Raw genomic sequence first — 13,538 nt, 5'->3', positions numbered from 1 at the left:
TCGGCGGACGGCGGGAGCACGGACAAACGCGTCGAGGCCGGGCGCTTCGAGGTGTGGATCTGCGCGGCGTGCGGGTACACCGAGTGGTATTCACATCAGGTCAACGAGGTGCTCGCTTGGCTTACCCACAATCCGCGCTCGGGCGTGCACTACTACGACGCCGACGCGGCGGCCCGGCCCGACACGCCCGGCTGACCTCTGCGTCGGCAAGCGCATCGACACTGTGGTCCGGTTCCTTTCGATCCGGAGACGGACACCGTCGACAGGGTCGCCAACGTCGATGCATTCGCGAGCTCCCCGACGACTCCAGGTGGGCCCTGAACGTGATCACGCCACGGTGACGGTCCCGCCAGATCGCACGCCCGGTCGGCGGCAGATGTGCGCGCGTGATCTTGTGCGCGCGAGCGAGGGCCGCGTCAGCGCAGCCCCAACTGGCCGGGTAACCGGCGGATCCAGTCACCATGGCCTCGGTCCAGATCATCCGCTTCCCACCTGGTGGCGACGCGCTCAATGGCGGCGTCGAACTCGCGGCGCTCAGCCGGTCCCATCTCTCCAAGGTGGTACGAGATCTCCTCGAGCGCGTTACCGGCCGATCGGTCGTCCTGATGCTGCTGGAGGACCGTCTCGAGGGCGGCGATGCTCGCGATCAGTGCTTCCACCACCCGATCCACAGCGTCCCTCCTTCCAGTAGCGGTCAGGGCCACCGCTAACTGTCCCATCCAGTAGCGCACGACCCGCGGCATGACCGGAAACCTGATCAGGGGTTTCGGCGGCATTCGAGCGGCCGGCCGAACTGCCCGGTCGGCGGTCAGCGAGCGTTGCGGCCCTGCGGTTGCCGCGGATCGTAGGTGCCCTCGAGGTAAGCGATGAACCGCTCGGGATGCTGAACGTAGGTCGTGATGGTGCTGGGCCGATGATTGCCAGCAGCGAGGAGCTCTCGGTGGTACTTCGCGAGCTCAGCACGTAGCTGAGCGGCCGTCCATGTCCGCTCGGTCATGCCGACATCATGCCGCGTGGCGCAGACCTGACAGACGAAGCCGTGCGAGGGCACGCACGGCGGCAAATGAGTGCGTGCTCGGGACATCGCCCAGGTAGCTTGCCTCCTCGTGGAGAACCATCCGGCGCACGCACCATTGCTCTCTGCCAGGTGGCCGGTCGTTTCCGCCGAGCCCGCCGCGGCGCTCGCTGCCGAAGGTGAGAAACGGCTGGCGGAGCAGGTCGGGCGGCTGCGAGTCGTACAGACGTGCGGTTGCGGGGACAACTTCTGCCAGAGCTTCCACACCGCGCCGAAGCCGACTGAGGCCTACGGCGATGGCCACCGCATGTCTGCCTCGACACGCCATGGCCGGGCTACCTCATCCTCGACGTGGTCCACCACGAGATCAGGTACGTCGAAGTGCTGTACCGATCAACGCTGTGCTGACCGCTGACCGCTGACCGCTGACCGCTGACCGCTGACCGCTGACCGCTGACCGCTGACCGCTGACCGCTGACCGCTCCCGCCTCCGCCGTCGACACGGCCCGACGTACATCGTCCGCGCCACGGGCGCGCCGTGCCGGTCACCAAGCCGGAGTTCGTCGGCCTCCTGCGCCGCCGGACACCCACGGCGTCCGCTGAGCGATCGACGTGGAGCGGGTCAGCGACTCGTGCGGCTACTCGGTGCCGCTGATGTCCTACGAGGGTGACCGCGACCTACTCATCCGCCCCCCACTCGCAGCGGACCGACGCGGATCTCGCGAAGTGCCGCCGAGTGAAGAACGCGGCCAGCAGCGACGGCTTGCGCTCTTCGGGCAGATCGCCTGAGCCTGATCAGCCCCTATGATTACCGCCGTGAATCAGGGCACCGGCGAAACCAACCTCATGCGGCTGCTTCGGCTGGCATTCGAAGAGATTGCCGGTGGTGAACCGGTTGTCGTGGCCGCGGACTCGGGTCCTCAGCTATCGCACGGATGGCAATCGCGTTCGGGAACCTCTCCTGCAGATCTGGCGAGCCTCGCAACAAGCCTGCTTCCGGATGGCCCCGTGCTGCTGATCCCGTCATGGGCGCGCCACATCACGCCAGAAAGATCGCAGAATGCGTACGAAACCACGCTGCTCGACATTCAGCCCCCAAGCCCCGAATCCATCGTGGCCGTGGTCCTGCCCGACGATGCGCTGGCATCGGATCGGGGCGAGGCGTTCCGGGAACGGATCAGCCGGTTCTGGCAACCGGTGCTCGTGCTCTATGCGGATGTCGCTCCTATCGGCTCGCGTGCGGGGCTTTCGCTGGCGACGGTCTTCCTGGCGGTGCGCTCCTCAGGCCCGAAGCCGCTGAGGTTCTTCCGGATCCCACCGCAGGAGGACGAGCAAGCGGTGTCCAAGGACTTCACCACCCTGCTCAGGCGCAGAGGCGGCACCAGCGCCTTCGGCTATGTGCTGGCCGAGCAGCCCGGTGCGGGCGAAAGGCTCTCCTTCGACCTCAACCACCCCGACACCACCAAGCGGTGGAGAGAGCTGGGTGTGTGGGGAACACCAGTGCCGCTGGGCGACCTCTTCAAGACTCCGCTTCCTGGGGTAATACCGGGCCGCGACAGCCCTCCGACCTATAACGAGCCACAGCCGCAAACCGTGCGTGTCATATCAGGCCGTGACGTGAGACGTGACGGCACGCTGGCGGGGCCGGATGACTCGTCGCGTTATGCCGAGGTGCCGCCGGAGAAACAGCTGGAGGCGGGGGACATCGTTCTGCCCCGGTTTTTCTCGGCCGTGGTTGGCCGCAACATCGCAGTAGCCGAGGTAACCGAGGATGATCTGCCCCTAGCGGCGAGCCACAGCGTCGTGATCCTCCGGGAAGCGACGCCTTTGAGCGGACCCCAGCGACTGATGGCCCTGCTCTTCCTGCGAGCCTCGCCGTTGGTGCGCACATACCTCGATCGATTGGGGGGCAATGCCCACATCCGCACGCCGACCTTCCGTCGCGTTCCTATCCCACAGCCGGATGAGACGCTGACGGCCACCCTCGAAGGCCTCGAAGCCGCGCGAGACCGATTGCAGCAATGGCACATCGAGTCTGAAGTCCTGCTGAGCTCGGTCTTCCAGGACGAGAGCGCTGCCGACGCCAGACGGCGCATCATGCAGTCCGGCCGGCTGCTGCGGATGCGCGCCGACGCCGCCGGCCTCCTGGACGACTCCAGCCACCAGATACGAACCCGCTACCCGCACCCCATCGCCTACCGCTGGAGCAGGGCACAGGTACTGCTTTCAAACGGCGCCGACGGGTCGGCGTACGACGCCATCCTGGAGGCGGCCGAGGTCCTGCTCTGCTATTGCGCGCTCGTCGTCCTGGCACTCGCTCAGGAAGCCGGCCTGCGGATCGGCGCGATTGCCGACCTCCGCAAGCGCCTGTCCCGCGGAGGCACGAACGGTCCCGGCTTCGGGGACTGGACGGCGATCCTCCAGGAAGTCGCGACAGGGAGGGCGTTCAGAAATCTGGACGACGGCGATCAGCTGACGGAGTTCCGTGACGCCTTCACCGGCACCGAGGTGATCGCGGCACGCCAAGCCCTGGCACTTCGCCGTAACGACGAGGCGCACCTGCGCGGGGTCGAGGTCGAGGATCTGCCCGCCGCCATCGCCGAAGCCCACGCCGACCTGACCACCCTCCTGCAACGGGCGTCGTTCCTCGCCGATCTTCCCCTCGTCCATGTCAATCGCGTTCGCTGGGACTCTCTCCGCAAGGTCGCACGGGTGGAGTTCGAGGAACTGACCGGAGACAACGTGCTGGTCCCGGTGCGGGAGCGGACCTACGGGTCTAGTGACCTGGAAGCCGGAAGCCTCTACCTGGCGACCGACGACGGCCGTCTGCATCTGCTTCGCCCGTTCCTTATCCGCCAGCGATGCGCGAAGTGCCGCGGCTGGGAGACCCTCCACATCGACAGCGTGCCGCACATCGCCACCGTCCAGATCAAGAGTCTAGAACGCGGCCACACCATTCAGGATCCGCAACTGTGGGACGCCTTCGAGCATGTCGGGCTCGTCGAGCGGCCGGGCAGCTGAGCCCCAGCCGCCCGCCGACGTTCCCTGAGACATGATCGATCCCTAGTCGACGACAGCGAGAGCGGCAACGCACGCCACTGGGCGAAGGGTAGGCCGTCCCTCAAGTTGTCGGTCGTCGCCGTAGGCGTCGTCACCGGCGACCCATAACAAGGCAGTCCACCGGCCCGCCGCGGTGCGATACACAGCGCGTCAGCTGCGGTTTCGTGCCGAAGCCAACGCTGTCGGGCGGGCGTCCCGGCCACATCCGGTGACGTACTGTCGAGAGATTGTCACTTGGGCCCTTCCGGCGAATCTGCGAATGCACTGTCATCGGCATGAGTGCGCACCCGATCATGGTCGGTCGAGCAGTTCGAACAACCACGATCGCGGCATCGCCCTGCGTGGTTTCGCGCCCGGCTCAGCCTTTCGGACGCGCGGCGACAGGCCCCGTTTGGGCGGTCGTAGGATGGGCAGTTGTGGATGGGTGGCGGCTCAGCGTCGACTACGGTTCCTCGCACACCGTGGCGGTCCTGGCGAGGCCGGACGGCAGCACGAGGCCGCTGAATTTTGACGCCACGCCGCTGTTGTCCTCGGCGATCTGGGCCGAGCCCGGCGGCGCCCTACTGACTGGCCAGGACAGTCACGCTGCGGCATTGCGTGAACCGGCGCGGTTCGAGCCGCACCCGAAGCGTCAGATCGACGCGGGCACGGTCCTGCTCGGCGACCGGCAAATACCTGTAGCCGATCTGATTGCGGCGACCCTGCGTCGGGTGGCCGAAGAGGCCGTGCGGGTGACCGGCGGCGCCGCCGTCGAAGCGGTGTTCACCTATCCGGCCAGTTGGGGCCCGGCGCGCCGGGCGACGTTGCGCACCGCTGCCGAGGCTGCTGGCTTCGCCGCGCCGGCCATGCTGGCCGAGCCGGTCGCCGCGGCGCAGCATTTCGTCGAGGCGGCGGTCCCGCCGTTCCGGCATGATGTGCCGATACTCGTCTACGACCTGGGTGGCGGGACCTTTGACGTCTCCCTGGTCCGTGGCACCGCCGACGGTATGGAGATCCTCGCCAGCGACGGCCAGGCCGACCTCGGCGGCATCGACCTCGACGCGCTCGTCGTCGACTTGGTCCGGGAGGGCGTCGAGGCCACCGACCCGGCGTCGTGGACTCGGCTGTGCGCGCCGGCGACCGTGGCGGACCGGCGGCAGTTCCGCCTGCTCTGGGAAGCGGCACGACAGGCTAAGGAGAGCCTCTCCCGGCGGCCCACCGCGACGGTGGCGGTACCACTGCTGGACCGCGAAGTGCACATTACCCGGGAACAGTTCGAGCGGGCGGCCGGTCCGGTACTCGCCCTTACCATCGATCAGACCGTCGGCATGCTCCGCCGGGCGGCCCTGCGTCCCGGCGAGCTGGCCGGTATCCTGCTCGTCGGCGGCGCCACCCGGACCCCGCTCGTGGCGACCCTGCTGCACCGGGCGACCGGCACCCCGCCGACCGTCCTTGACCAGCCCGAACTGGTCGTAGCCGAAGGCGCCCTCCGCAACGGCCGGCGCAACGCCGCGCCGCCACCGCGAGCCTCACCGGCCGACGCGCCGCCCACTGCCGATGTACCGGCCACCGCGTCGCCACCGGCCGGCACACCGCCGGCGGGACCACCCACGAGCGGACGACCAGCCGCCGAAACACCGCACGCGCGGCGAGCGGCCACCGCAGCGCCGGGGTTCCGCTCACACGGTTCACGCGGCCGGGCGCTCGGCGCCGTCGCGTCCACCGCCGTACTGCTCATCGGCGGCCTCTGGTACGCCACGTCGCACAGCACATCGCTGGCCAACGATTCGGTCGGCACGCAGGCCTTCGGCATCGCACTGCTGGTCGGCCTATTCGGGGTGCTGATCGCCGAGACTGTCAGGCTCACGGTCCCGGACGTCCTGATCATCGACCGCAGCGGGATCCACACGCAGCGCCTTCGGTTCGGACGTGGGTTGCAACGGCTCTCCCTGCCCTGGGTACAAGTCCGCGAGGCGCTCGTGGAGCCGGTCCAACTCGTGCCCACCCTGGTCGTGCGGACCCACCTCGGCCCACGCGACGGAGCGACCCTGACCGGCCGGCGGTACCGACCCGACGTCACCGGATATGCCCTGTGCGCACTGAAAGACATCGGCGCCACCACCGAGCAGGTACGCGCCGCGCTCACCGCGCACGCACCTCACTGACCTGTACAGCGACCACCGAGACGGTTGCCCGGCTGGTGCATCGACGCCTGTATGGCTCGTAAAGTCGGTTCGGCCTACGCTGCCTGCAAATATTGGTTGATCAGCTCACCCGGAATCGCGCTTACTTGGGGAGGAGGCCTGTGGCACCCTCGCCGTTGCCGCAGTGGTTGACCTTCCCGTCAAGCAGGTCTGATAGGACCAGTGCGGTAGCGATCTGCCCGCTGGCGGTCGAGGCGTTGTCAACGGTGGAGAGAGACTTCGCCAGCGCAGTGTCGGTGCGGACTGTTGAAACCAGACCGGCTGCGGACAGTCCGGCGACCACGACCTTCCCGCCGGCGAGCTGGAACCGACTGACGAGAGTGCGCATGCGAGCGAGCCGTTCCCTCGCGTCCTTGCCGGCCGGCGGTGGTCCAGTAACGATGACAATCCCCTCGGCGGGTCTGTCGAACTCGCCTTCGGCCGTCAGGAAATCCTTGTAGGCATGGAGTACCGCCTGAACACCCTCGACCTTTGGGGCGTCGGCATTTCCGGACAGCAGGGCAGCGAGGAGGGCTCCAGCTCTCTCGACTCCATCAACGCCACCGGGGAGGGCGCCAGTTACGCCCGGTGGCGTCGAGGAGTTGGCGAGATCCAGAAGCTCGTCGTTGGCTGTCGCGGAGAAGAAGTCGTCCTTGATCTTGACATGGCCGACGATCCTGGCACCGGCGAGCCCGAGTCGGTTGACAACCTCCCCTGCTGCCTCATCGACCCGATCGACATCGCTCTGCAGGTCGACGACAAGAGTGTTCCTCCCGGTCAAGGTGCCGCGGAGCAATCGGGACGCACTTTCGTCCGCGAACCCCTCGTTCTTTTCCAGTTCCGTCTGTGCTTGATCGAGTTCGTCGCGAAGCTGCTGCTTCTCGTTAGAGATCTTGACGACTTGATCGTTGAGGTTCTCCACGATCGGACCGTTCGCTGCGGCGGTGCCGACGACGAGACCAACGGCGAGCGCCAGGAAGGCTGCAGCGAGCGACACGACATGGTACCGAAAGTTGATCAACGGCGGTGCCCCTCCATACGGCGGCACGGGCTCGTCGTCCGGGGCCTACGCCGCGGTGGCCCAGCCCACGCCGGCGGCGATTCACTGCTCAGGCTAAGGTATGGCGCCGTGCACGGCTTGGGCACCCTGCATCGCGTGGCTTCTGACCTGGCCCGACAGACCGTGGAGCGGGCGTTCATAGCGGCACCGGAAAATGGTCCGACAAATGTCGCGCCAGGTGGTTGTTGAGCGGCATCCGGCTGGCGGTTGTGAGCACGAACGGCCCGAACGTGAGCGGTTGTGAGCGGACTGCGCGCGGTCTGTGAGCCGCTGTGATCGGCTGTGAGCCGCTGTGAGTGGTGGGGGGTTCGCCACGGCTCACAAACCCGGATAGGGGGGTGCAGGACTTCCCGGCCTTCCCGGTCACGGTTATCGACGGTCACGGGGTGCCGGGGGTCCTGCCCGCCGCCGGGCGAACCCCCGCTGCGAGTGTCGCGCCAGCTGCGCGCCTCGGGTGCCGCGCCATCGTGATGCGCTGATACCTCATCCCACAGCCGACCCGTAGAGGGAGGACGAGCTCCTCCCGAGCGCGTTCGCGGCTTGTGCGACCGCACTCGCTCATCGGGGTCCCGCCCGGCGGCGGCCGCATCCGTTGCTTCGAGCATTCGCCCCGCACCGCCCGCCGACACTCCGTGCCTCTTGGCGCTGGTGCCGCCCTGCGGTGCGGGGCGGGAGGTGAACCCCAACCATGTCCCGCTTCCCGCGGGCACGTCTGCGTGCCCACAACCCACACACCACCACCATCACCGACCCGACCGTCGGCCTCGAGCCCGGTACAACGGCGACCACCGAGGCGAGTATCCCGCCGCCTGCCGTCCGCCGGCGTGGCCGGCGTCAGGTCGCCGCCCGGGTGCTGACGGCATCGACGGTCGCTGTCGCGCTGCTGGCCGTGCCGTCGGTCGCGTCCGCGGACCCCGGCGTATCCGTTGTCGTGGCGGCGAACACGCTGCCGGTCGTCATCGCCAACCTGCAGGCCTGGGCGATGGGCATCCTGGCCTCTATCGCCAGCCTGTTCCTCGTTCTGGGTGGGTTGTTCCGGGCGACCGCCGGTGGTGACCCGGCCCAGGTTGACAAGGCCAACGGCTGCTTCAAGAACGCGCTGAGCGGCTACGGCCTCGCTGTGCTCGCGCCGATCCTGCTCGAAGTCGTCAAGGGCATCGTCGGGGGCTGAGACGATCATGGACTGGCTCCTCGACAACATCCTCACCTGGTTCGCCGGCAAGATCCTGGAATGCTTCGACGGTCTGGTCGGCACGATCACCAACGCGCTGCTGGTCACCCCGGACGTCACGACACTGCCGCAGGTGCAAGCCCTGACCGGCCGCTCAGTCCTCGTCGTCGACCTCGTCTTCGTGCTGTGCTTCGTCGCCGCCGGCGCGCTTACCTTGACCGCCAGCGGCGACGACCGCTCCCGCTACACCGCCAAGGACCTCATCCCACGCTGCATTGTTGGGTTCGTCACCGCGCACTTCAGCCAACTGTGGTGCGCCAAGATGATCGAACTCGCCAACGCGCTCGCCGCCGCCCTCACCCGGGACGACCTCGGCGGCGACGGCGAGCTCCGCCCGGCCGCGGTCACCGCGATCAAGACCCACATCCTCGCCGCCCAGGACCAGACGGTCGGCGTCCTGTTCTGCGTCTGCGCCGTGATCATCCTGATGCTGCTCGGCTCCACCGCACTGAGCATGATCACCCGGTTCGCGGTCGTCCTCGTCCTCACCGCGATCGCACCGATCGCGCTGGCCTGCCACGCGCTGCCACAGACCGACCCGGTCGCCCGGATGTGGTGGCGCGCCTACGGCGGCACCCTGGCCGTGCCGATCGCGCAGGGCTTCACCCTCTACGCCCGGCAATGGATGCTCACCGATCAGAGCAACCTGCTGTTCGCGCTCGGGCCGATTCCCGGCAACAGCGGCGGCGTCACGAACCTCTTCGTCATCATGGTCCTGCTCTGGACCACGGTGAAGGTCTCCGGCCTGATGCGCCGCCTCGTGTCCCAAGGCGGCGGCAAGCAACCCAACGTCCTCGGCGCCGTCATCCGCGTCGTCGTCGTCCAGCAGCCGGCATCGTGGGACGCCGCATCGGCGCGAGCAATCCCGGTGAGCTGCTACGGGCCGCGGCGATGGCCTTGACCTGGGTACGGCGCGGCAACCCAGCAACGTCCTGGGCACTGTTCGAACCGGCGAGGGAGGCGCTCGACATCCGCCGGCACCAGCTCACGCACGCCCTGCCGGGTGCCGTGCGCCGCGGCGAGCTCACTCTCGCCTACCAACCGATCATCTGCCTGCGCGACAACACGATCGTCGGCATGCACGCGTTGCCATCCTGGACCCACTCGGCCGCCGGCAACGTACCTGCCGGTGAGCTCCTCGGCCTTGCCGAGCGCATCGGCATCCTCGTACCGCTGGGCGCCCGGCTCCTGCACATGGCCTGTGCTCACGCCGCAGCCTGGCAGGCGACTCCGGAACCGCCGATGCTCAGCGTCGACTGCACCACCGCCGAACTGCGCGGCCAGGGCATCCTCACCACCGTCGCGGCGGCGCTCGACGACACCGGGCTCCCGCCGAGCAGGCTGCAACTCGTCGTGGCGCAGGACGCCCTGCACGACCCAAGCGACGACATCGCCTTCACCCTCGACGGTCTGGCCCGCAGCGGTGTCCACATCGCCGTCAACAACACCGGCGGCCCCGCCCACCTCGCCGAGTCCCCGATCAGCACTGTCATCCTCGACCCGCGCCTCATCCGCGGCCTCGGCATCCCCCTGCCGTCCTACGTGTCCGGCGCCACCACTCTCGCGTGGCTCATCGAGATGTTCCACGACCTGTCGCGCACCGTCACCGCCACCACCGTCGGCAGCCGTGGCCAGTTCGAAGCCCTCAAGGACCTCGGCTGCGACACCGCCCGCGGCAACTACCTCGCCCACCCGATGACCCCCGCAGCAGCCGACCAACTCTTCAACCCATCCACCTGACCGACGACCTCCATCGCGCCTCGTCGAGGCTGTCGCCGTACGTGCAGGCCGACGCGCAGTCCTCGGCAGCCGTGGCCTGCGTCCTGGCTTCACCTGCGGTGAGAGCGACGACCACCCGCCTGATCAGGCTCGGCTGGCCCGGGGTCGATACTCTCGGCGCGGACTCGGGTGATAGGTCCGATGATCACTTGGGCGATGCTGGTTTCTCCGTTGGCGGGTCCGCGGAGGGGGCGGCGGTCGTAGCCGAGTTGACTGCCTCGGCGCCCCACCCGGCTGGCCGTCACGGCGACGGCCAGCCCATCGAGATGAGCTTCGGCATGTCGATGATGCCGGTGGCGCATACTTCGCTGATTTCCCGCAAGGCCGCTCGCTGATCTCGGGTGAGGTGGTCGAACAGTAACGACCGAACCTGCTCGACGTGACCGCGAGCGGCTTGTCGGACCTTCTCCATGCCCTCGTCGGTGAGTTCCGCCAATTGGCCCCGGGCGTCCGACGGGGACGGCACCCGGCGGACCCAGCCATCGCGCACCAAGCGGTCGATCGCGTGGCTCAGCCTGCTGCGGTCGAAGACACACGCGGCCGCGAGGTCGGCCATCCGCATCGAGCGCCCGGGCGCCTCCGAGAGCCGGGTGAGGATCTCGTAGTAGGCGAACGAGAGATCCGCGTCCTGTTTCAGTCCCTGCTCCAGCCGGTCGAACAGCAGACGGCTGGCCAACAGGAAACTGCGCCACGTCCGCTGCTCCTCGTCGTCCAGCCACCGAGTATCCGTCATCACAACCTCCTTCCGATTAGTTGAAACTTCAGCACCCGATGCTACTCTTGCGGCCGGATGCTGAAAATTCAACTACTTCTGGAGGAGGGATCTTCGATGAACCGTCTGGAAGGCAAAGTGGCGATCGTCACCGGTGCGGCCGGCGTTCTGGGTTTGGCGGGAGTGCGGGCGATGGCGGCCGAGGGCGCGCGCGTCGTGATGATGGACCTGTCCCCGACCGTCCACCAGCGGGCGAAAGAGCTCGCCGAGGACGGTTATGACATCACGCCCTACGTCGGTGACGTCAGCGTCGAGAACGACATCGCAGGCGTCGTGGCGCTCGCCAAGGAGACCTACGGACGGCTCGACGTGCTCTGGAACAACGCCGGGCTGGTGTCCGCCGAGTGGATTCTCCAGGACACCGACGTGGTCCGCATCAGCCGTGACTACCTGATGCGGACCCTGGAAGTGAACACCGGCAGCGTCTTGCTCGGCAGCAAGTACGCCATCCCAGTGATGGCCGAGTCCGGCGGTGGATCGATCATCAACACCTCATCGGTCCAGGCCGCAGGCGGAGACCTTGCACTGGTTGCCTACGGCACGAGCAAGGCGGCGATCAACTACCTGACGAAGTCCGTAGCCACCTCCTTCGGCCATCTCGGCATCCGCAGCAACGCGCTGGCTCCAGGGCTGATTCCACCGCCCGCCCCAGCGACAGGATCCGGCGGGCCGCACCGGCTCGAGGACGTGGCGCCGACAAAGCTGGTCCTGGACTCCCAGATGCTCAACGCCGTCGGACAGCCAACCGACGTCGCCAACGCCGTCGTGTTCCTCGCATCCGATGAGTCGAAGTTCCTCACCGGCCAGCTCATCTATGTCGACGGCGGCGTGACCGGTCATCTGCCGACACTCTCCGACCGTCGCAGGCTGGCCAGCGCCTAAGCACTCGCCCGCACTGCCGCCAGCACCGCATCCTTCAAGAGAGAGGCCCACCATGTCCAACCTCGTCAACCTCGCCGTGATCTACTACTCCGCGACGGGCACCGGCACGGCGATCGCCAAAGAAATCGCCGGCGCAGCCGAAGCCGCCGGCGCGGCAGTTCGCGTCCGCAAGGCCGCCGAGCTGGCACCGCAGGCCGCAATCGACTCGAATCCGCTCTGGGCCGCTCACCACGCGACCACCGCCGACGTGCCGGCGCCGAGCCTCGACGATCTGTCCTGGGCCGATGCCGTCGTCTTCGGCTCACCGACCCGGTTCGGCAACATCGCCGCCCAGCTGAAGCAGTTCATCGACACGCTGTCGCCGCTGTGGCAGGCCGGCGCGCTGGCCGACAAGGTCTACAGCGGCTTCACCTCGACTGGGACCCGACACGGTGGACACGAGTCGACCCTGCTCGCCATGTACAACAGCATTCACCACTTCGGCGGCATCATCGTGCCACCGGGATACACCGACCCGGTCAAGTTCGTCGACGGCAACCCGTACGGCACCTCGCACCACGCGGTGTGGGGCCCCGACCTCGGGTCGATCGACGACGACACCCGCAACGCCGCCCGCCACCAAGCCGAACGGGTCGTGCGGATCGCGCGGGCTCTCAAGCAGGGAAGCCCCGCCTGACACGCGGCCTCCTGTCACCAACCACCAACCACATCGCGGAAGTCATCTCAGAAAGGAAGTCACCATGGCACGCATCTGGCTGGTCACCGGAGCCAGCTCCGGTCTCGGTCGCGAGATCTCCCGAGCAGCGCTCGCCACAGGGGACACAGTCGTGCTGAGCGATCGCCGTACGGCGGGGGCGGAGGAAGTCGTCACCGCCTACCCGGACCGGGCCCGCACCCTAGAACTCGACGTGACCGATCCAGCACGAGTCAACGCAGCCGTCGAAGAGGTCACTCGCCAGTACGGGCGGATCGACGTCCTCGTCAACGCCGCAGGCCGGGGCCACATCGGTGCGGTCGAGGAGACCACCGAGCCCGAACTCCGCTCTCTCATGGAACTGATCTTCTTCGGCCCAGCGGCCCTGACCAGGGCGGTCCTGCCGCACATGCGAAAGCAGGGCAGCGGCGCAATCGTCCAGATCAGCAGTCTCGGCGGGCAGTTGTCAGTCCCCGGCATGTCCGCGTACTCGGCAGGCAAGTTCGCGCTGGAAGGCTTCTCGGTCGCCCTCGCCCAGGAAGTCAACCCACTCGGGATAAAGGTCCTGATCCCACAGCCCGGACCGATGCGGACCAACTTCGCCGGCGCCGCTATCACCGAATCCGCTCACATCGACGCCTACGACGGCACGGTCCGCAAACTACGCGAACACGTGAACGAGGTCGGCGGCAAAGAGGCAGGCGATCCCGCGAAGATCGCGAACGCTATCCTGACCGCGCTGGCCCACGACAACACCCCACTGCGGCTTCCGATGGGCAACGAAACCCTGGATCGCCTCAACGCCACCGCCAAGCAGACACAGCAAGAGCGGACCGCCTGGGAAGCCACCATCCGTAGCACCGACATCGACGAATGAAAGCGC

Annotated in this window: 13 protein-coding genes and 1 pseudogene; 10 read left to right on the top strand and 4 right to left on the bottom strand. The window is 67.7% G+C overall.

The annotated features are described in order from the left end of the window. Window positions 1-195, top strand: a 195-nt coding sequence (locus tag AB0K00_RS47465; protein WP_363536288.1) for a hypothetical protein, incomplete at its 5' end; no start/stop codon positions are given. Between the two features lie 221 nt (window positions 196-416). Here the strand turns inward: AB0K00_RS47465 and AB0K00_RS47460 are convergent. Together AB0K00_RS47460 and AB0K00_RS47455 are read right to left on the bottom strand one after the other, a co-directional pair. Beyond that, window positions 417-671: a hypothetical protein gene (locus AB0K00_RS47460; RefSeq protein ID WP_363536285.1), complete on the bottom strand. Its 255-nt coding sequence runs from the start codon at window positions 669-671 to the stop codon at window positions 417-419. A gap of 137 nt (window positions 672-808) precedes the next feature. Then, window positions 809-997: a hypothetical protein gene (locus AB0K00_RS47455; RefSeq protein ID WP_327002404.1), complete on the bottom strand. Its 189-nt coding sequence runs from the start codon at window positions 995-997 to the stop codon at window positions 809-811. A 606-nt stretch (window positions 998-1,603) separates the two neighbouring features. Between AB0K00_RS47455 and AB0K00_RS47450 the strand changes: the two are divergent. The 3 genes and pseudogenes from AB0K00_RS47450 to AB0K00_RS47440 all read left to right on the top strand — a co-directional run. Beyond that, window positions 1,604-1,823 (top strand): annotated as a pseudogene (locus AB0K00_RS47450) (pyridoxamine 5'-phosphate oxidase family protein); the annotation flags it as partial. 8 nt (window positions 1,824-1,831) lie between these two features. Continuing rightward, window positions 1,832-4,036: a hypothetical protein gene (locus AB0K00_RS47445; RefSeq protein ID WP_363536282.1), complete on the top strand. Its 2,205-nt coding sequence runs from the start codon at window positions 1,832-1,834 to the stop codon at window positions 4,034-4,036. 455 nt (window positions 4,037-4,491) lie between these two features. Beyond that, window positions 4,492-6,219 carry an Hsp70 family protein gene (locus tag AB0K00_RS47440; protein ID WP_363536279.1) on the top strand — a complete coding sequence of 576 codons (1,728 nt, stop codon included), beginning with the start codon at window positions 4,492-4,494 and terminating at the stop codon, window positions 6,217-6,219. Between the two features lie 121 nt (window positions 6,220-6,340). On the opposite strand, the gene AB0K00_RS47435 is transcribed toward AB0K00_RS47440, so the two are convergent. After that, entirely contained in the window at window positions 6,341-7,285 is a 945-nt protein-coding gene (locus AB0K00_RS47435) for a copper transporter (protein WP_363536276.1), read from the bottom strand. A gap of 700 nt (window positions 7,286-7,985) precedes the next feature. Between AB0K00_RS47435 and AB0K00_RS47430 the strand changes: the two genes are divergently transcribed. Genes AB0K00_RS47430 through AB0K00_RS47420 form a run of 3 tightly spaced genes read left to right on the top strand, consistent with a single transcriptional unit; the run spans window position 7,986 to window position 10,268 of the window. Next, the gene (locus AB0K00_RS47430; RefSeq protein WP_363536273.1) at window positions 7,986-8,468 is read left to right on the top strand and encodes a pilin; all 483 of its coding nucleotides are present in this window, start codon (window positions 7,986-7,988) and stop codon (window positions 8,466-8,468) included. A gap of 7 nt (window positions 8,469-8,475) precedes the next feature. Next, on the top strand, window positions 8,476-9,429 hold the full coding sequence (locus AB0K00_RS47425) for a hypothetical protein (protein ID WP_363536270.1): 954 nt from the start codon (window positions 8,476-8,478) through the stop codon (window positions 9,427-9,429). Next, on the top strand, window positions 9,366-10,268 hold the full coding sequence (locus AB0K00_RS47420; RefSeq protein WP_363536267.1) for an EAL domain-containing protein: 903 nt from the start codon (window positions 9,366-9,368) through the stop codon (window positions 10,266-10,268). The genes AB0K00_RS47425 and AB0K00_RS47420 overlap by 64 nt, the downstream gene beginning before the upstream one ends. Window positions 10,269-10,548: 280 nt before the next feature. Here the strand turns inward: AB0K00_RS47420 and AB0K00_RS47415 are convergent, their stop codons facing one another. Then, window positions 10,549-11,040: a MarR family transcriptional regulator gene (locus AB0K00_RS47415; RefSeq protein WP_363536264.1), complete on the bottom strand. Its 492-nt coding sequence runs from the start codon at window positions 11,038-11,040 to the stop codon at window positions 10,549-10,551. Between the two features lie 96 nt (window positions 11,041-11,136). On the opposite strand from AB0K00_RS47415, the gene AB0K00_RS47410 reads away from it, so the two are divergent. From AB0K00_RS47410 to AB0K00_RS47400, 3 genes are all read left to right on the top strand, one after another. Beyond that, on the top strand, window positions 11,137-11,961 hold the full coding sequence (locus tag AB0K00_RS47410; RefSeq protein WP_363536261.1) for an SDR family oxidoreductase: 825 nt from the start codon (window positions 11,137-11,139) through the stop codon (window positions 11,959-11,961). Window positions 11,962-12,013: 52 nt separating this feature from the next. After that, on the top strand, window positions 12,014-12,637 hold the full coding sequence (locus tag AB0K00_RS47405; protein ID WP_363536258.1) for an NAD(P)H-dependent oxidoreductase: 624 nt from the start codon (window positions 12,014-12,016) through the stop codon (window positions 12,635-12,637). A gap of 64 nt (window positions 12,638-12,701) precedes the next feature. Beyond that, window positions 12,702-13,532 carry an SDR family NAD(P)-dependent oxidoreductase gene (locus AB0K00_RS47400; RefSeq protein ID WP_363536255.1) on the top strand — a complete coding sequence of 277 codons (831 nt, stop codon included), beginning with the start codon at window positions 12,702-12,704 and terminating at the stop codon, window positions 13,530-13,532. The last annotated feature ends 6 nt before the right edge of the window (window positions 13,533-13,538 follow it).

It is taken from the genome of Dactylosporangium sp. NPDC049525, assembly GCF_040676755.1.
Taxonomy (GTDB): domain Bacteria; phylum Actinomycetota; class Actinomycetes; order Mycobacteriales; family Micromonosporaceae; genus Dactylosporangium.
This window is presented reverse-complemented; position numbering and strand designations above follow the sequence as displayed.